The sequence below is a fragment of the Micromonospora sp. 050-3 genome (genome assembly GCF_046549335.1).
Classification (GTDB): Bacteria; Actinomycetota; Actinomycetes; order Mycobacteriales; family Micromonosporaceae; genus Micromonospora; species Micromonospora trifolii.
In genome coordinates this window covers 615,705-634,039 of record NZ_JAJPVX010000003.1, presented here as the reverse complement: position 1 = coordinate 634,039, position 18,335 = coordinate 615,705, and the positions used below count along the sequence as shown (strand labels likewise).

The following is an 18,335-nucleotide window of genomic DNA, read 5'->3' as shown; positions in this document are numbered from 1 at the left end:
GCCTGGCTCACTCCTGAACGAGAATGCGGGCGGGGATACCCGAAAGTGTGCCGGACTCGCATACCTCGACCCCCGCCGCCCCCGGACCGTCCCGCCGTCCGGCTACCCGCAGTCGATCACCACCCGGACGGTGGCCCGCTCAGGCCAGGTCGAGGGCGCGGGCCGCGGCCAGCGGGTCGTTCGCGATGGTCACCGGCGCCGGCGCTGTGGAGATCGCCCATTCCGGGTCCTTCAGCCCGTGGCCGGTCACCGTGCAGACCACAGTGGAACCGTGCGGCACCGCGCCCGCCGCGGCCTGCTGCAACAGGCCGGCCACGCTGGCCGCGCTGCCCAGCTCGACGAAGACCCCCACCTCACGGGCGAGCAGGCGGTACGCGGAGAGGATCTCCCGGTCGGTCACCGACGCGATCAGGCCACCGGAGGCGTCCCGGGCATCCAACGCCTTGGTCCAGCTCGCCGGGTTGCCGATCCGGATCGCGGTGGCGATGGTCGACGGCTCCGGCACCACCTGGCCGGTCACGATCGGGGCCGCCCCGGCGGCCTGGAAGCCGTACATCTTGGGCGTCCGGGTGGTGGCGCCGACGGCCGACTCCTCCTCGTATCCCATCCAGTAGGCGGAGATGTTGCCGGCGTTGCCGACCGGCAGGCAGTGGATGTCGGGCGCGTCACCGAGCGCCTCGACGATCTCGAAGGCGGCGGTCTTCTGGCCGTGCAGCCGGTCGATGTTGACCGAGTTGACCAATGCGACCGGGTAGTCCTGGGCGAGCTTGGCGGCCGTCGCGAGGCAGTCGTCGAAGTTGCCGTTCACCTGGAGCAGCTTCGCGCCGTGCACCAGCGCCTGGGCCAGCTTGCCCAACGCGATCTTGCCCTGCGGCACCAGCACAGCACAGGTCAACCCGGCCCGGGCCGCGTACGCCGCGGCGGAGGCACTGGTGTTGCCGGTGGAGGCGCAGATGATGGCCTTGTTGCCTGCCTCGACCGCCTTGGACACCGCGAGGGTCATCCCCCGGTCCTTGAAGGAGCCGGTCGGGTTGGCGCCCTCCACCTTGAGGTGCACGTCGCAACCGAGCCGGGCGGACAGCACCGGCGCCGGCAACAGCGGGGTGTTCCCCTCGTGCAGCGTGACGACCGGCGTGGCCGCGGTGACCGGCAGCCGATCCCGGTACGCCTCGATCAGACCCCGCCACATGTCGCTCTCCTCGCCTCTACCGACGCGCCCACCCGAATATCAGGGCCACCTTGGACCAGCCTGCTGGAGTGGTCGATGGCACACCCCGACTTACCCACCTGGCGGGACGCGCGAGCCGTCCCGTCGATGATGCAACGACTCAGGCGTCGCCCTCGACCCGCAGCACACTGGTCACCGACCGGACGATGTCCAGACCGCGCAGCTCGCCGACGGTCGCGGCGAGCGCGGCGTCCGGTGCCACGTGCGTGACGATGACCAGCTCGGCGTCGCCGTCGCGGCCCGCTGGCCCGCCCGCCGAGCCCTGCCGCACCGTCGCGATCGACACGTCGTGTCGGGCGAACACGCTCGCCACCGAGGCCAGCACACCCGGGCGGTCGGCCACGTCGAGGCTCACGTGGTAGCGGGTCAACGCCTCACCCATCGGCCGGACCGCGAGGTCCGCGTACGCGCTCTCGCTGGCCGCGCGCACCCCGGCGAGCCGGTTGCGGGACACCGCTACCACGTCACCGAGCACCGCGCTGGCGGTGGGCGCGCCACCGGCGCCCCGACCGTAGAACATCAGCTGCCCGGCCGCGTCCGCCTCCACGAAGACCGCGTTGAACGCGTCCCCGACGCTGGCCAGCGGGTGACTGCGCGGGATCATCGCGGGGTGCACCCGGACGCTGACGGTCTCCCGGCCGGTGGTGTCGACACCCCGGGCCGCGATGCAGAGCAGTTTGATCGTGCAGCCCATCGCCTGGGCGCTGGCCATGTCCGCGGCGGTCACCTCGGTGATGCCCTCGCGGTGCACGTCGGCGGCGCCGACCCGGGTGTGGAACGCCAGCGAGGCGAGGATCGCCGCCTTCGCCGCCGCGTCGAAGCCCTCCACGTCGGCGGTCGGGTCAGCCTCCGCGTACCCCAGGGCGGTGGCCTCTTCGAGGGCCTCGGCGAAGCCCGCGCCGGTCGCGTCCATCGCGGAGAGGATGAAGTTGGTGGTGCCGTTGACGATGCCGGTGACCCGGTTGATCCGGTCGCCGTGCAGCGACTCCCGTAGTGGGCGCAGCAGCGGGATGGCCCCGGCCACTGACGCCTCGAAGTAGAGGTCGCCGCCGCCCTCGGCCGCCGCCTCGTGCAGGGCAACGCCGTCCTCGGCGAGCAGCGCCTTGTTGGCGGTGACCACGCTCTTGCCGGCGCGCAGCGCCTCGACCAGCCAGCTCCGGGCCGGCTCGATGCCACCGACCACCTCGATCACCACGTCCACGTCGTCGCGCTTGATCAGGCCAAGCGCGTCGGTGGTGAACAGGTCCTCGTCGACCGGCAGGTCACCCCGGTCGCGGCCGAGCCGACGGACGGCGATGCCGGCGATCTCCAGCGGGGCGCCGATCCGCGCGGTCAGGTCGGCCGACTGCTCGTGCAGCAGCCGGACCACCTCCTGGCCGACAGTGCCACAGCCGAGCAGCGCCAAGCGCACAGGTGACGTCATCCAACATCCAATGCGAGCAGGTCCTCTTCGGTTTCCCGCCGGACGATCAGGCGCGCCTGGCCGTCGCGCACCGCGACCACCGGCGGCCGAGGCACATGGTTGTAGTTGCTGGCCATGCTTCGGCAGTACGCACCGGTGCCGGGCACTGCGACAAGATCTCCGGGCTGCACGTCGGCGGGCAGGAATTCATCCTTCACCACGATGTCCCCGGACTCACAGTGCTTTCCCACCACGCGGGCGAGCAACGGCTGCGCGCCGGAGGCCCGCGAGGCCAGCGTCGCCGAGTAGGACGCGTCGTACAGGGCGGTACGGATGTTGTCGCTCATCCCGCCGTCGACGCTGACGTACGTCCGGAGGCCGTCGAGGTCCTTGACTGTGCCGACCTCGTAGAGGGTGAACACGGCCGGCCCGACGATGGCCCGGCCCGGCTCGATCGACAGGTGCGGCACCGCCAGGTTCTCCGCCGCGCACTCCGAATCGACGATCTTGCGAAGCCGCTTGGCCAGGTCCTGCGGGGTCGCCGGGTCGTCCTGGGTGGTGTACGCGATGCCGAAGCCACCGCCCAGGTCCAGCTCGGGCAGTTCCACCCCGCGCGCGTCGCGGATCTGCGCCTGAAGGGCGAGCACCCGACGGGCCGAGACCTCGAAGCCGCTGGCGTCGAAGATCTGCGAGCCGATGTGCGAGTGCAGACCGCGCAGCTCCAGCACGCCCTCGTCGAGGATCTTGAACGCGGCGTTGGCGGCGGCACCGCCGGCCAGCGAGAAGCCGAACTTCTGGTCCTCGTGGGCGGTGGCGATGAACTCGTGGGTGTGCGCCTCGACGCCCACAGTGACCCGGACCAGGACCCGGGGCCGGACCCCGCGCTCGCGGGCCAGCGCGGTGAGCCGGTCGATCTCGGTGAACGAGTCGACGATGATCCGGCCTACCCCGGCGTCCAGCGCCCGGCCCAGCTCGGCGACCGACTTGTTGTTGCCGTGGAAGCCGATCCGCTCCGGCGGCATTCCGGCCGACAGCGCGGTGGCCAGCTCGCCACCGGTGCAGACGTCCAGGTGCAGCCCCTCCTCGGCGATCATCCGGACCACCGCGCGGCAGAGGAACGCCTTGCCCGCGTAGAAGACGTCCTCGGTCGGGAAGGCCGCCCGGAAGTCGCGGCAGCGCGAGCGCAGGTCGGCCTCGTCGAGGACGTACACCGGGGTGCCGAACTCGGCCGCGATGTCGCGGACGCTCAGGCCCGCGACGGCGACCGCGCCGTCGGCCCCCCGCGTCACGCTGCGCGGCCACAGCGCCGGCACGAGGGCGTTGACGTCGGCCGGGGTACGCAGCCAGGCCGGCCCCTGGTTGCTGATGTCCGCGTGCAGCGCACCAGCCTCATGAGCCCTCATGTCACATCCTCTCGGGTGCGGAGACGCCGAGCAGGTAGAGACCGTTGGCGATCACCGTGCGGGTGGCGTCGTTGAGCCAGAGCCGAGCGCGGTGCAGGTCGGTGACCTCCTCGTCGCCGCGCGGCAGGATCCGGCACTCGTCGTAGAAGCGGTGATAGGCCCCGGCCAGGTCCTCCAGGTAGCGGGCCACCCGGTGCGGGCCCCGCAGCTCGGCCGCCGTGGCGACAGTGGCGGGGAACCCGGCGAGCGCCTTGAGCAGCTCGTTTTCCTTTTCGTTGGCGAGCAGCTCGGGTCGGAACGCGTCCGCGTCGCCCCGAGTCAGCCCCGCGTCGGCGGCGTTGCGGCCCACGCTGGCGGTGCGGGCTGCGACGTACTGCACGTAGTAGACCGGGTTGTCGCGGGTCGCCCGGGTCCACAGCTCGATGTCGATGTCGATCGGGGAGTCGCTGGAGTAGCGGGCCAACGCGTACCGGGAGGCGTCCACGCCGATCGCGTCGACCAGGTCCTCCAGGGTGATCACGGTGCCGGCCCGCTTGCTCATCCGCATCGGCGCGCCGTCGCGCAGCAGGTTGACCAGCTGCCCGATGAGGATCTCCAGGTTGCGCTCCGGGTCGTCGCCGAAGCAGGCGGACATCGCCTTCATCCGGCCGATGTAGCCGTGGTGGTCGGCGCCCAGCATGATCACGACCCGCTCGAAGCCGCGCTCGCGCTTGTCCAGGTAGTAGGCGCAGTCCGCGGCGAAGTACGTCCACTCGCCGTTGGACTTGCGCAGCACCCGGTCCTTGTCGTCCCCGAAGTCGGTGGTGCGCAGCCAGGTGGCGCCCTCGGACTCGTAGAGGTGCCCCTGCTCGCGCAGCCGGTTCAACGCCAGGTCGAGCTCACCCCGGTCGTGCAGGTCCTTCTCGTTGAAGTAGGTGTCGAACTCCACCCCGAAGTCGCGCAGCGAGGTGCGGATCTCGTCGAACATCAGCGCGACGCCCTCGACCCGGAAGACCTCCTGGGCTGCGTCGTCGTCGAGCGAGCGCACCTCCGGCCGGCGGGTCTGCACCTCGGCGGCGATCTCGGCGATGTACGCCCCGCCGTAGCCGTCCTCCGGCGCGGGCTCACCCTTGGCGGCGGCGAGCAACGACCGGGCGAACCTGTCGATCTGCGAGCCGGCGTCGTTGAAGTAGTACTCAGTGCCGACGTCGGCGCCGGTGGCCCGCAGCAGCCGGCTCAGCGCGTCACCGACGGCCGCCCAGCGGACCCCGCCGATGTGCACCGGCCCGGTCGGGTTGGCCGAGACGAACTCAAGGTTGATCTTCTCGCCGGCGAGCCGGTCACTGCGGCCGTACTCCGCGCCGGTCTCCACGATCACCCGCGCGAGCTGACCGGCCGCGGCGGCGTCGAGCCGGATGTTCAGGAAGCCCGGCCCGGCGATTTCGACCGATTTGACCCCCGGCGCCCGGCCCAACTCGTCGGCCAGTGCCGTCGCCAGCTCCCGGGGCGGGACGCCCACCTTCTTGCTCAACTGCAGCGCGAGCGTCGAGGCGTAGTCGCCGTGCTCGGGGTTGCGCGGTCGCTCCACCACAGTGCTCGCCGGCAGCGCGGCGCGGTCGAGCCCACGCTGCGCGAAGACGGCGTGGGCGGCGGCAAGGACGACCGAGGCTAGTTCTGCAGGAGTCACCCAACCATGTTATCGGGGGTAGACTCGGGCACTCGGCGGCTCCCCTGCGCGTCATCCGGCCCGCCACTCCCCTGACCGACCGACTTGACGAGGCACGATGAGCATCAGCACCCCGGGTGGCCCTGAGCGCCGCCCGACCGTGGTCAGCACCGGCAAGAAGCCGGCCGCGGGCCGGCCGGCGTCCGGCGCCAAGGCCGGTTCCGGCAAGCCGACGGGCTCCCCCCGGGCCGGGGGCAAGGGCCCGCGCAAGCCGGTCACCCCGGTCAAGGTGAGCCAGGGCCGCGCGTGGGGGCCGATCGCGCTCTTCGTCGCGGTTGGCGTGCTCGCGGCCGGCATCATCGGCTACGGCGCCTGGGCGTCGTTCCAGGGCTCGAAGCCGTGGGACAAGCGGGCCAACGCCATCGACGGCATCTCCAACATCCGCAAGTCCGACCCGGACAGCCTGAAGTACGAGTCGCACAAGTCGGGCCCGCTGACCTGGAACTACTCGCCGCCGGTGGGTGGGGTGCACAACGCCGCCTGGCAGAACTGCATGGGCGACGTCTACGACGCCCCGATCGCCAACGAGCACGCGGTGCACAGCCTGGAGCACGGCGCGGTGTGGGTCACCTACCGCCCGGACCTGCCCAAGGACCAGGTCGACAAGCTCGCCAGCAAGGTGCGTGGTGTCGAGAAGACGCTGATGAGCCCGTACGAGGGCCTGGACAAGCCGATCTCGCTGCAGGCCTGGGGCTACCAGCTCAAGGTCGACAACGCCGACGACTCGCGGATCGACGAGTTCATCAAGGACCTGCGGGTGAACGCCTCCGTCGAGGGCCCGACGGCGCTCTGCAACACCGGCATCACCGCCACCGGCACCACGCCGCGTGAGCTCCAGCAACAGCAGCAGCCCACCCAGTAAGGACGGCAATGACCGCTCCGGCGACCACCGACAGCGAGTACGACGAGATCCCGGCCGCCCCGGACGAGGGCGGCCGGGCCCCGGCGTCGCGCTACGGCGTGCTGGCGCTCGCCATCATGCTGGTGGTGGGGCTCCTCCTCGGGTACGCCGGCGGTCTGCTCACCCCGCGGCTCACCCGACCCGGTGATGCCTCGGTCGAGGCGGGCTTCGCCCGGGACATGACGACCCACCACGCGCAGGCGGTGGAGATGAGCCTGATCGCGTACCGGTCGGCCACCCTCCCCGAGGTGCGGCAGATCGCCGTCGACATCGCCACCGGTCAGCAGGGCGAGATCGGCGCGATGCAGACCTGGCTGCGCGAGTGGGGCCTCAGCCCGACCGGGTCGAACCCGCCGATGTCGTGGATGTCCGACGGGGCCACCGTCAAGGACGGTCTGATGCCGGGCATGGCCACGCCGCAACAGATGACCTCCCTGCGCAACGCTCAGGGCGTCGAGGTCGACAGGCAGTTCCTGACCCTGATGTACGCCCACCACCTGGGCGGCATCCACATGATCGACGCGGCGCTCGGCGCGACCGACAACGCCGAGGTGCTGCGGGTGGCGAACACCATGAAGAACACCCAGCAGAACGAGCTGAACAACCTCCGGCAGCTCCAGGCGCAGGCCAAGGGCTGACCGACCGGACTGACGCACCCGGCCCGTGTCCCCGCCGATCCGCGGCGGTGACACGGGCCGCAGTCTTAGCCTTGATCGAATCGGTTTTCAGGAGACCGGGCTGTCCGCGCAATCGGGACGCCCCGACTTCCAGGAACCCGAGTCGATCAAGGCGGGCCGGACGCCCTATTGAGGCAATCACCCCCACTCGTCCCATATGGGCGTTTTGCGTGGCACAGGCGATTACGTTGCTTAGAGAGTTTTCTCCCCACATATCGTGACCAGTTGCGATTCGGGCTCGTTGCCCAAGACGTGGGGGTTGCACTCAGAGACGCACGGCGTTCGGTCACCAGTTGGTGCCGACGCCACACCATCGGTGGTGACGGGGCGGTGGCAGCCGTCCGTCGCGGACAGCGGCAGGGCGAGCCGGGAATGCTCAGCCGCGAACAGGAACTCGAGTTGATCGACATGCTGCGGGGCGTCCATCCCGACGAGTTCGGCCTGGACGAGGAGTTGTGGACACGGCAGAGCCTCACCACGCTCATCCAGCGGCGCTTCGAGCTGCCGCTGGACGCCGGCGCGGTCGGGGCGTACCTGCGGGCCTGGGGGTTGGGTCCGCGGGAGCCGCGCGAGCGGGCCTGCGGGCTCTGCGTCAGCGCAGTCGAGCGTTGGGTCCGCAGCGAGTACCCGGGGATCACCCGGGCCGCCCAGGAGCACCTCGCGGAGGTCTACTGGATCGGCCGGGTCCGGTTGCGCGGCACGATGCCGGCCGCCGACGTGATCTCCGCTGTCTCGTCTCGCGGTCGGGTGCGCTTCATGATCACCACGCCGACTGTGGACCCGCCGCTCCCCCGCGACTTCGTGCTGCGGCTCAGTGGCGAGGAGCAGCGCACCGTCCACCTGATCGTGGACGGCTCCTGGCCGCGCAACGAGTGGCCGCGCCGGCTCCCTCGGCGAATCGTCCTGCACCCGCTGCCCAGCTGCGGGCGGGTGGCAGCCGCTTGAGCACCGGGTGGGCCGGTCCGACACGATCGGCTCACCCGATACCGATTCGGCGTACGCAGGGGAGGTTTGCTAGTCTTCTCCAGTCGCTGAGCCCCCGTAGCTCAGGGGATAGAGCACCGCCCTCCGGAGGCGGGGGCGCAGGTTCGAATCCTGCCGGGGGCACCAAGATTGACCAGCACGAGAGGCTCCTGACCAGAAATTCGGTCAGGGGCCTTCATCGTGTTGGCGGAACACCCGCCAGAATGTCGATCATGCTATTTCTCGGGTTGCTCCTCGCCGCGCTGGGTGGGGCCGTCATCGCGACAGCCTTGGCCGTCCGCGGGTCCCGCGCGATCTTCGGGAACAGCGAACGGTCGGGTCGGCTGCGCACGGCAGCGCTGCTCGTCGGCGCGGGTGCCGTCGCCCTGTACGCCTGGGGTCTGCTGAACCTCGGCTACGCGGTGCTGCAGGCCGAGGACGGTGGTGCCGGATCCGCCCCCGTCGGACCCTGTCGCGAGGCCGGACCACAGGTGGCGAGCCTGGTCGTCGGGTACGACGTCAGCTTCCTACCGCTGCGCTTCGAGTGTCGCCTCAGCGGTGGCGGCGCCTACGTCACCTCGTCCGTGCCCGGGTACGTCAACCAGGGCACAGCCGGCCTCGGTCTGGTCGCCGCCACCTGCGGAGTCCTCGCCACCACGACGGCACGGCGCGTCCGACCGCCAGTGCTCTGACGTCCGGCCGACACAGCAACCGGTCAGGTGCCGACGTACGCCGCCAGGTGCTCGCCGGTGAGAGTGGAGCGGGCGGCGACGAGGTCCGTGGGTGTGCCCTCGAAGACGATCCGGCCACCGTCGTGGCCGGCGCCGGGGCCGATGTCGATGATCCAGTCGGCGTGCGCCATGACCGCCTGGTGGTGCTCGATGACGATCACCGACTTGCCGGCGTCGACCAGGCGGTCGAGCAGGCCGAGCAGTTGTTCGACGTCGGCAAGGTGCAGGCCGGTGGTCGGCTCGTCGAGGACGTAGACGCCGCCCTTCTCGGCCATGTGGGTGGCCAGCTTGAGCCGTTGCCGCTCTCCGCCGGAGAGGGTCGTGAGCGGCTGGCCCAGGCTCAGGTAGCCGAGCCCGACGTCGGCGAGCCGGTCGAGGATGGCGTGCGCTGCCGGCGTACGCGCCTCGCCGGCGCCGAAGAACTTCTCGGCCTCCGTCACCGACATGGCGAGCACCTCGCTGATGTCGCGGCCGCCGAAGCGGTATTCCAGCACCGACGCCTGGAACCGCTTGCCCTCGCAGTCCTCGCAGGGGGCGGCGACGCCCGCCATCATCCCCAGGTCGGTGTAGATGACGCCGGCACCGTTGCAGCTCGGGCAGGCACCCTCGGAGTTGGCGCTGAACAACGCCGGCTTCACCCCGTTGGCCTTCGCGAACGCCTTGCGGATCGGGTCGAGCAACCCGGTGTACGTGGCCGGGTTGCTGCGCCGTGAGCCGCGGATCGCGCCCTGGTCGATCGAGACCACTCCCGCGCCGGCCGGGATCGAGGAGTGCACGAGCGAACTCTTGCCGGAGCCGGCGACGCCGGTCACGACGACGAGCACCCCGAGGGGTACATCGACGTTCACATCCTGGAGGTTGTTGGCAGTGGCGCCCCGGATCTCCAGCTTGCCGGTGGGCGTCCGCACCGCCTCCTTGAGGGCCGCCCGGTCGTCGAGGTGGCGGCCGGTGATGGTGCCGCTGGCCCGCAGACCTTCCACGGTGCCCTCGTAACAGACCGTCCCGCCGTCAGTGCCGGCTCCGGGCCCGAGGTCGACGACGTGGTCGGCGATGGCGATGGCCTCCGGCTTGTGCTCCACGACCAGCACGGTGTTGCCCTTATCGCGCAGTTGGAGCAGCAGCTCGTTCATCCGTTGGATGTCGTGCGGGTGCAGCCCGATCGTCGGCTCGTCGAAGACGTAGGTGACGTCGGTGAGCGAGGAGCCGAGGTGGCGGATCATCTTGGTGCGCTGCGCCTCGCCTCCGGAGAGGGTGCCCGACGGCCGGTCGAGCGACAGGTAGCCCAGCCCGATCTCCTCGAACGAGTCGAGGAGGTGTTGCAGGCCGGCCAGCAACGGGGCCACCGACGGCTCCTTGATCCCGCGCACCCAGGCGGCCAGGTCGCTGATCTGCATCGCGCACGCGTCGGCGATGTTCCTGCCCTTGATCTTCGACGACCGGGCCTCCTTGCTGAGCCGGGTGCCGGCACACTCGGGGCAGGTCGTGAAGGTCACCGCGCGCTCCACGAAGGCGCGGATGTGCGGCTGCAACGCGTCGATGTCCTTGGCGAGGAAGGACTTCTGGATCGACGGGATCAGGCCCGCGTACGTCAGGTTGATCCCGTCAATTTTGATCTTGGTGGGCTCCCGGTGGAGCAGGTCGTGCAGCTCCCGCTTGGTGAACTTGGCGATCGGCTTGTCCGGGTCGAAGTAGCCGCAGCCCCGGAAGATTCGGCCGAACCAGCCCTCCATGCTGTAACCCGGGATGGTGATCGCGCCCTCGTTGAGCGAGAGGTTGTCGTCGTAGAGCGCCGACAGGTCAATGTCGGTCACCGCGCCCATGCCCTCGCAGCGCGGGCACATGCCGCCGAGACGGTTGAAGGTCGCCTTCTCGGTCTTCGTCTTGCCGGCGCCGCGATCGACGGTGATCGCCCCGGTCGCCTTCACCGAGGGAACATTGAAGGAGTACGCGTTGGGCGAGCCGATGTGCGGCTGCCCGAGCCGACTGAACAGGATGCGCAGCATCGCGTTGGCGTCGGTGGCGGTGCCGACGGTGGAGCGGGAGTTGGCGCCCATCCGCTCCTGGTCCACGATGATCGCCGTGGTCAGGCCATCCAGCAGGTCGACCTCGGGCCGCGCCAACGTCGGCATGAAGCCCTGCACGAAGGCGCTGTAGGTCTCGTTGATCATCCGCTGTGACTCGGCCGCGATGGTGCCGAACACCAGCGAGCTCTTGCCGGAGCCGGAGACACCTGTGAACACCGTCAGCCGCCGCTTCGGGATCTCGACGCTGACGTCCCTGAGGTTGTTCACCCGCGCGCCCTGCACCCGGATCAGGTCGTGGCTGTCGGCGACGTGTGGCGCGGACGGCTGGATGGCCGTGCTCATCGTGTCTCCATCTGTCGGGCGCGCAGGACTCAGCGCACTTCCTGGATGCGGACCATATTGCCCGCCGGGTCCCGGAAGGCACAGTCGCGCACGCCGTACGGCTGCTCGGTCGGCTCCTGGACGACCTCGGCGTCGCTGGCCTCCAGCTTGGCGAAGGTGGCGTCGAGGTCGGTGGTGGCGAGGTTGACGCCGAAGTAGCTGCCCTTGGCCATCAGCTCAAGAATCGTCTGCCGCTCGTCGTCGGTGATGCCGGGGTTGGCGACCGGCGGGTGCAGGACGATGGCGGTGCTGGGCTGGCCGACCGGCCCGACCGTGATCCACCGCATCCCCTCGTACCCGACGTCGAGGCGGACCTCGAAGCCGAGGATGTCGCGGTAAAAGACCAGCGAGGCCTCCGGATCGGTGTGCGGAAGGAAGCTCGAGTGAATGGTGATGTCCATGCTGGTCACGCTAGTTGCGCCTCGGTGACCCGCGCTTCTCGATTCCTGACCGGTCTGGTCACCTGTTTCGCCACACACGACGGCATTCCGGCCGTCGCCTGCGCCGCCTGCCGCCGGTAGACGCTGGGTGGCACGCCCACCAGTTCGGTGAAGCGGGTGCTGAAGGTGCCCAACGACGAACAACCGACGGCGAAACAGACGTCGGTGACGCTCAGGTCGCCACGGCGCAACAGGGCCATCGCCCGCTCGATCCGTCGGGTCATCAGGTAGCTGTACGGAGATTCGCCGTAGGCGAGCCGGAACTCGCGGCTGAGGTGCCCGGCGGACATGTGCGCGCCACGGGCGAGTGCCTCGACGTCCAACGGCTGCGCGTACTCCCTGTCGATCCGGTCGCGGACCCGGCGCAGCCGCGCCAGGTCGGCCAGTCGCTGGGTCGCGTCGGATTTGCTGCTCACCTGCGAAATCGTGCCACAACCCACCGACAACCGGCCGCTCGCCGGGCGCGCGTGCGGGGCCCGACTAGCCGGTCAGCCGGCCTCGCGGCGGGCGCGGGCCCGGCGCTTCCCCTCGTGCATGGCCTGCACCCGGGCCACCGGGATGGTCCGGCCCTCGGCGACCAGGTCAGCGGGGAGCGGTTGCGGGGCCGGCATCAGCGCGGCCCACGGGTCGCCGTCGGCGAGCAGTGCGGGCGCGGTCCGAATGGTGAAATCGGCGGGCGTCACAGCGGTCAGGTCGGCCCAGTCGACCGGGAACGAGACCGGCATCCCCGGGCGCAGCCGGGGGCTGTACGCGGCGGCCACTGTCGCCCCGCCCGCCCGGGTGGCGTCCACGAAGACCCGGCCACCCCGGTCCTCCTTGATGTAGGCCGTGGTGGCCAGCGCCGGGTCGAGACGCTCGGCGCGGACGGCGAGCGCACGGGTGGCGGCTGCCAACTCCTCGGCAGTGGGTTCGTCGGTCACCGGGACGAAGACGTGCACGCCCTTGGCGCCGCTGGTCTTGACGGCGCCGGCCAGGCCGGCATCGGCGAGCGCCTGACGAACCAGCAGGGCGGCGTCGACCGCCGCGCGGAACCCGTCGCCGTCCGGCGGGTCCAGGTCGAGGATCAGGTGGGTCGGGCGGTGCAGGTCCGCCACGGTGGCCAGCGTCGGGTGGTACTCCACCGCCCGCTGGTTGGCGAACCAGAGCAGGGTGCGGCGGTCGTCGCAGAGGGCGTACGAGATCTCCCGGTGCGACGCCTCCGCCCAGACCGGCGCCCGGCGGACCCAGTCCGGGGTGTAGCGGGGCAGGTTCTTCTGCATGAACGGCGGTTGGCCGGGGCGGACCCTGATCACCGACAGCGGCCGGCCCCGCAACTGCGGGAGGATTCGGTCCCGGACCGCGTCGAGGTAGTCGACCAGGTCACGCTTCGTCGCGTCGTCGCGGTCGGACAGCGGCTGGTCCAGGTTGGTCAGGGCCACGCCGTCCCGGGTCTCGTCAGCCTTGCTCACCCGACCACCCTCCCGGCCTCGCTGCCGTCGGTCAACTGGACGCGGCGCTTCGGTACGGATCGGTTCCGGCGCCCACCCCCGCCGATTCCGACGGGTCGGCCGCCGACGACGCCGCGGCCGGGCGTCGGGGCACTGTGGTCAGCGCCACCAGCCACGCGGCGACCACGAGACCGGCGGCCACTGCGAACGCGGTCCGGTAGCCGCCGGCGAGCGCTGCGGTCTCGGCCCAGCCGGCGGCACGCAGCCCGTCGCTGCGGGTGGCGGCCAGGGTGGCCAGTGCGGCCAGGCCAACCGCTCCGCCGACCTGTTGGGTGGTGTTGGCCAGGCCGGAGGCGAGCCCGGCGTCGGTGTCGGTAGCGCCGGCCATCGCCAGTGTGGTGACCGCCGGCAGGGTCAGGCCGCCGGCCACCCCGAAGATCAACATCGCCGGGAGTACGTCGACGACGTAGCCGCCGTCGGCGGGCAGCCGGGCGAGCAGGAGGAAGCCGACGGTCGCCAGGCCGAGCCCGACCAGCAGGACCATCCGGGCACCGAAGCGGGCGATCAGCCGACCGGCCAGGCCGAGCGAGACCACGGCGATCACGACCGGGGTGGGCAGGAAGGCCCAGCCGGTCGCGGCGGCGTCCAACCCCAGCACCAGTTGCAGCTCCACGGCGAGCAGGAACTGGAACCCGAAGTACGCGCAGACCATGAGGAACTGCACGGCGTTCGCCGCCACCAGACCCGGGACGCGCAGCACCCGGGGCGGCACCAGCGGGGCCGCCGCCACCCGTTGGCGCAGCGCGAACCCGCCGAGCAGCAGCGCCGCGAGGGCCACCGCGCCGAGCGTCCGAGGGCTGGTCCAGCCGTGCTCTCCCGTTCCGACGATGCCCAACACGGCGGCCATCAGACCGGCGGTGGCGAGCAGCGCGCCGGGCAGGTCCAGGCCGGCGCGCAGACCGATCCCTCGTTCGGCCGGCAGCCGGCGGAGAGCCGCGATGAGGATGGCCGCCCCGATCGGCACGTTGACCAGGAAGATCGTCCGCCACCCGGCGGCCTGGGTGAGCACCCCTCCGGCGACAGTGCCGACCGAGGCACCGGCCGCGCCGGTGAAGCTGAAGACGGCGATGGCGCGGGCCCGTTCGGCCGCTTCGGGATAGAGCCGGACGATCATGCCGAGGCTGACGGCCATGGCCAGCGCGCCGCCGACGCCCTGCCCGAACCGCGCGCCCACCAGCAGGGCCGGCCCGGTGGCGACCGCGCAGGCCAGCGAGGCCACCGTGAACAGCGCGACGCCGGCCAGGAAGACCCTGCGCCGGCCCAGCAGGTCACCGAGCCGGCCGGCGAGCAGCAACAACCCGCCGAACGCGACCAGGTAGGCGTTCACCACCCAGGCCAGGCCGGCGGCACTGAAGCCCAGGTCGCGCTGGATGGCGGGCAGCGCCACCGCGACGACTGTGCCATCCAGGATGATCATCAGGCTGCCGGCGCAGAGCACCAGCAGCGCCGGCCAACGGGATGGGACGACACGCTCCACGAAAACCCCTCCTTGGTGCACGGTTTGTTACCGAGGTCATCGTCTGTGACCATGAACCGGAGCGGAAGGAGGCACTTTGATGTCCCAGAGGAACAGCGATGTGTCCATGCCGGTAGAGGCCGCACTGACCTGCACGGCCGAGAACGTGCCGTTCGCACCGGGTCAGGCCCGGGCGTGCACCGTCCGCCAGGTGCTCGACCGGGTCGGCGGCAAGTGGAGCATCGGCATCCTGGTGGCCGCCTCGCACGGCCCGGTGCGCTTCACCGAGCTGGAGCGGCACATCGAGGGGATCAGCCGCCGGATGCTCACGCTGACGCTGCGCAACCTGGAACGGGACGGCCTGCTGCACCGCACGGTCTACCCGACCGTCCCGCCCAAGGTCGAATACACCGCCACCCCGATGGCGCTGGAGCTCTACGAGTCGCTGGTCGCGCTGACCAGCTGGGCCGAGCGGCACCGCCGGGCCATCGCCGAGGCGCGGACCAGGTACGACGCCCAGCAGACCTGATAAAACCCGCCAGGGGTGTGGTGAACGCCACCGCTTCTGTCTGACCGATCGGTCAGGGTCTGACCGATCGGTCAGGCATGCTGGTCTGCGGGAGGTGGACCGGGCATGGTCAGAGCGGTACCCGACACGCACGGCGAGATCCTCGCCGCGGCGGCGCGGCAGTTCACGGTGACCGGCTACCGGGGCACCTCGTTGCAGGACATCGCCCGGGAGGTCGGCTGCTCCAAGGCCACGGTGCTCTACCACTTCGCCAACAAGGAAGCCCTGCTCGCCGAGCTGATGGCCCCCGCGATCGAGGTGCTTCGCAGCCTCGACGACCAGCTCACCGGCCTGACCGGAGCTGCCGCCCAGGAGGTCGCCGCACAGGGCTTCGTCGACCTCGCGGTCCGGTTCCGGCAGGAGATCGCCGTACTGCGCGGCGAGTTCCCGGAACTGCTGTGCCAGCCGGCCTTCGCGCACATCCAGGAGATCTCCGACCGGCTGCGGGACGCGTTGGCCGGGCACTCCGACCGGCCGGGCGCCCGGATCGCCGCGCTGGTACTGCTCGCCGGCATCTCCGAGGCGTGTGCCGAGTTCGTCGACATCCCCGACGACGAACTGCGCCCTGCCCTGCTCACCCTCGCCCGGCGGGCCGTCGAGCCCGTCGACGCACCCCTGCCCCATCCACCCACGACCGAGGACAAGGACTCCTGATGGCCACCCTGCTCTACCGGCTCGGCCGGGGCGCGTTGCGCCGGCGACGGCTCGTCGTCGCGCTCTGGCTCGTCGTACTCGTCGGCGCCGGCCTGGCCGCGGCGACCCTGCGCGGCCCGACGGCGAGCAACTTCACAATGCCCGGCACCGAGAGCCAGCGCGCTCTCGATCTGCTGGCCGACCAGTTCCCCGCGGCCAGCGGCGCCACCGGCACCATCGCGGTCAAGGCGCCCGCCGACGGCCAACTGGCCACCCCGCAGGGTCAGGCCGTCGTGCAGGAGCTCGTCCAGCAGGCGTCGACACTGCCCGGCGTGGTCGGTGCGGTCAACCCGCTCCAGGTCGGCGCGGTCTCACCCAACGGCCGGTACGCGCTGGTCCAGGTCCAGTTCGCCACCGGCGGGGACGACGTGACCGACGAGCAGCGCACCGCGTACGAGGAGGTTGGCGCAGCCGCCAAGGCGCAGGGCTGGCAGGTCGCCCCCGGCGGTGAGGTGCTCGGCGGCGAGCCGGAAATCGGCTCCACCGAAGCGCTCGGCGTGCTGGTCGCCGCGATCGTCCTGATCATCACGTTCGGTTCCCTGGTCGCCGCCGGCATGACGATGCTCAACGCGCTGATCGGCGTGGGCGCCGGCATGGCCGGACTGTTCGCGTTGAGCGGCGTCGTCCAGCTCACCAGCACCGCGCCGATCCTGGCCCTGATGCTCGGTCTCGCGGTCGGCATCGACTACTCACTCTTCATCACCTCCCGGCACCGGCAGAACCTGCTCGACGGCCTGTCCCCGGAGGAGGCGGTCGGCCGGGCCGTGGGTACCGCCGGCTCGGCAGTGGTCTTCGCCGGCGCCACAGTGGTCATCGCCCTGGCCGGGCTCGCCGTGGTGGACATCCCGTTCCTCACCGTGATGGGTCTCGCCGCCGCCGGCACTGTCACCGTCGCCGTGCTGGTCGCCATCACCCTCCAGCCGGCGTTGCTCGGCTTCGCCGGTCGCCGGGTGCTCCCCCGCCGGCTCCGCTCCGTTCCCACCGACGGCACCGCCGCCGACGAGGACGACTCGGACGTCACCGACCGGCCGGCCGGGACCACCACCGAGGAGCGCAACCGGTTCGGCTTCCGCTGGGCGCGACTGGTCACCCGGTTCCGGGTACCGGTCATCCTGGTCGGCCTGCTCGGCCTGGGGCTGCTCGCGCTGCCCACGCCGGACATGCGGCTGGCACTGCCGGGCGCCGCGACGGCCGCCGTCGGCTCACCAGCCCGGGTGGCGAACGACCTGACCGTCGAGGGCTTCGGAGCGGGCTTCACCGGCCGGCTCGCGGTGGTGGTCGCCGGTGACACGCCACAGGCCACCTCGGCCGCCGTGCCGCAGGTCACCGCCCTGCTCCAGCGCACCGAGAACGTCCTCGCGGTGGCGCCGCCCCAGCTCAGCCCGGACGGCCGGACCGCGCTGCTCGGCGTGGTGCCGAAGACCGGCCCGACCGACGAGGCCACCGAGACCCTGGTGCACGACATCCGTGGCGCGGTCAGCGGGATCCCCGACGCGGACGTGCTGCTCACCGGCGTCACCGCCATCGGCATCGACGTCTCCGAGAAGCTCTCCGACGCGCTACCGATCTACCTGCTGCTGGTGGTCGGGCTCTCGGTGCTGCTGCTGATGCTGGTGTTCCGCTCGCTGCTGGTGCCGATCAAGGCGGCGCTGGGCTTCCTGCTCACCGTCGCCGCAACGTTCGGCATCACTGTGGCCGTCTTCCAGCAGGGACACCTCGCCGACCTCGTCGGCCTGGACACGCCCGGCCCGCTGATCAGCTTCCTGCCGATCCTGCTCATCGGCATCCTGTTCGGGCTCGCCATGGACTACGAGGTGTTCCTGGTGTCCCGGATGCGGGAGGACTTCGTCCACGGTGAGACCGCCCGACAGGCCACCATCAGCGGCATGGGGCACGGCGCACGGGTGGTCACGGCCGCCGCGCTGATCATGATCTCGGTCTTCGGGGGCTTCGTCTTCCTGGAGGACCCGGTGATCAAGTCGATGGGCTTCGCGCTCGCCATCGGTGTCGCCATCGACGCGTTCGTGGTCCGGATGACCATCGTCCCGGCGGTGATGTCACTCCTCGGCGACCGCGCCTGGTGGCTGCCCCGCTGGCTCAACCGCGCCCTGCCCAACGTGGACATCGAAGGCGAGGGCCTGCGCACCCACCTCGAAGACCGCACCCCGACGCACGTCTGACCCACCCCGCCGGACCCGGTCGATCATGGAGTTGTGGTGCCCGTCGTGCCCCGATGAGGGGCCTTCGTCCAGCACCACAACTCCATGATCGACGCA

At 71.1% G+C, this 18,335-nt stretch carries 16 protein-coding genes and 1 tRNA gene; 8 read left to right on the top strand and 9 right to left on the bottom strand.

Features of this window, described 5'->3' with window-relative positions; translation table 11 throughout:
• Positions 1 to 139 precede the first annotated feature (139 nt).
• From thrC to argS, 4 genes are all read right to left on the bottom strand, one after another.
• A complete protein-coding gene (gene thrC, locus ACLJOK_RS31010; protein WP_410822038.1) occupies positions 140 to 1,189 on the bottom strand; it encodes a threonine synthase in 1,050 nt (349 codons plus the stop codon).
• A gap of 139 nt (positions 1,190 to 1,328) precedes the next feature.
• A complete protein-coding gene (locus ACLJOK_RS31005) occupies positions 1,329 to 2,639 on the bottom strand; it encodes a homoserine dehydrogenase (RefSeq protein ID WP_410822226.1) in 1,311 nt (436 codons plus the stop codon).
• An 8-nt stretch (positions 2,640 to 2,647) separates the two neighbouring features.
• Positions 2,648 to 4,033, bottom strand: coding sequence for a diaminopimelate decarboxylase (lysA, locus tag ACLJOK_RS31000; protein ID WP_410822037.1), 1,386 nt, complete (start codon positions 4,031 to 4,033; stop codon positions 2,648 to 2,650).
• Position 4,034: 1 nt separating this feature from the next.
• Positions 4,035 to 5,699 (bottom strand): arginine--tRNA ligase, encoded by a 1,665-nt coding sequence (gene argS, locus ACLJOK_RS30995; protein ID WP_410822036.1) that lies wholly within the window; start codon positions 5,697 to 5,699, stop codon positions 4,035 to 4,037.
• A 97-nt stretch (positions 5,700 to 5,796) separates the two neighbouring features.
• On the opposite strand from argS, the gene ACLJOK_RS30990 reads away from it, so the two are divergent.
• The 5 genes from ACLJOK_RS30990 (at position 5,797) to ACLJOK_RS30970 (ending at position 8,971) form a co-directional block, all read left to right on the top strand.
• Positions 5,797 to 6,600: a DUF3105 domain-containing protein gene (locus tag ACLJOK_RS30990; protein ID WP_410822035.1), complete on the top strand. Its 804-nt coding sequence runs from the start codon at positions 5,797 to 5,799 to the stop codon at positions 6,598 to 6,600.
• Between the two features lie 8 nt (positions 6,601 to 6,608).
• Positions 6,609 to 7,277, top strand: a complete 669-nt coding sequence (locus ACLJOK_RS30985; RefSeq protein ID WP_410822034.1) for a DUF305 domain-containing protein — start codon at positions 6,609 to 6,611, stop codon at positions 7,275 to 7,277.
• Between the two features lie 291 nt (positions 7,278 to 7,568).
• Positions 7,569 to 8,261 (top strand): winged helix-turn-helix domain-containing protein, encoded by a 693-nt coding sequence (locus tag ACLJOK_RS30980; protein WP_410822033.1) that lies wholly within the window; start codon positions 7,569 to 7,571, stop codon positions 8,259 to 8,261.
• A gap of 90 nt (positions 8,262 to 8,351) precedes the next feature.
• Positions 8,352 to 8,426: transfer RNA gene (locus ACLJOK_RS30975), tRNA-Arg, on the top strand.
• A gap of 86 nt (positions 8,427 to 8,512) precedes the next feature.
• Entirely contained in the window at positions 8,513 to 8,971 is a 459-nt protein-coding gene (locus tag ACLJOK_RS30970) for a hypothetical protein (protein WP_410822032.1), read from the top strand.
• A 23-nt stretch (positions 8,972 to 8,994) separates the two neighbouring features.
• Here the strand turns inward: ACLJOK_RS30970 and ACLJOK_RS30965 are convergent, their stop codons facing one another.
• The 5 genes from ACLJOK_RS30965 to ACLJOK_RS30945 form a co-directional block, all read right to left on the bottom strand.
• Positions 8,995 to 11,376 (bottom strand): ATP-binding cassette domain-containing protein, encoded by a 2,382-nt coding sequence (locus tag ACLJOK_RS30965; RefSeq protein WP_410822031.1) that lies wholly within the window; start codon positions 11,374 to 11,376, stop codon positions 8,995 to 8,997.
• Positions 11,377 to 11,405: 29 nt separating this feature from the next.
• Entirely contained in the window at positions 11,406 to 11,816 is a 411-nt protein-coding gene (locus ACLJOK_RS30960) for a VOC family protein (RefSeq protein WP_410822030.1), read from the bottom strand.
• 5 nt (positions 11,817 to 11,821) lie between these two features.
• Positions 11,822 to 12,271 carry a helix-turn-helix transcriptional regulator gene (locus ACLJOK_RS30955; RefSeq protein ID WP_410822029.1) on the bottom strand — a complete coding sequence of 150 codons (450 nt, stop codon included), beginning with the start codon at positions 12,269 to 12,271 and terminating at the stop codon, positions 11,822 to 11,824.
• A gap of 72 nt (positions 12,272 to 12,343) precedes the next feature.
• The gene (locus tag ACLJOK_RS30950; protein WP_410822028.1) at positions 12,344 to 13,303 is read right to left on the bottom strand and encodes a DNA polymerase domain-containing protein; all 960 of its coding nucleotides are present in this window, start codon (positions 13,301 to 13,303) and stop codon (positions 12,344 to 12,346) included.
• 31 nt (positions 13,304 to 13,334) lie between these two features.
• Positions 13,335 to 14,819 (bottom strand): MFS transporter, encoded by a 1,485-nt coding sequence (locus tag ACLJOK_RS30945; RefSeq protein ID WP_410822027.1) that lies wholly within the window; start codon positions 14,817 to 14,819, stop codon positions 13,335 to 13,337.
• 79 nt (positions 14,820 to 14,898) lie between these two features.
• Between ACLJOK_RS30945 and ACLJOK_RS30940 the strand changes: the two genes are divergently transcribed.
• From ACLJOK_RS30940 to ACLJOK_RS30930, 3 genes are all read left to right on the top strand, one after another.
• Positions 14,899 to 15,327, top strand: a complete 429-nt coding sequence (locus ACLJOK_RS30940) for a winged helix-turn-helix transcriptional regulator (RefSeq protein ID WP_410822026.1) — start codon at positions 14,899 to 14,901, stop codon at positions 15,325 to 15,327.
• A gap of 105 nt (positions 15,328 to 15,432) precedes the next feature.
• Positions 15,433 to 16,020: a TetR/AcrR family transcriptional regulator gene (locus ACLJOK_RS30935; RefSeq protein WP_410822025.1), complete on the top strand. Its 588-nt coding sequence runs from the start codon at positions 15,433 to 15,435 to the stop codon at positions 16,018 to 16,020.
• Complete coding sequence (locus ACLJOK_RS30930; RefSeq protein ID WP_410822024.1) at positions 16,020 to 18,239, top strand: MMPL family transporter; 2,220 nt, start codon at positions 16,020 to 16,022, stop codon at positions 18,237 to 18,239. Before ACLJOK_RS30935 ends, ACLJOK_RS30930 begins: the two co-directional genes overlap by 1 nt.
• The last annotated feature ends 96 nt before the right edge of the window (positions 18,240 to 18,335 follow it).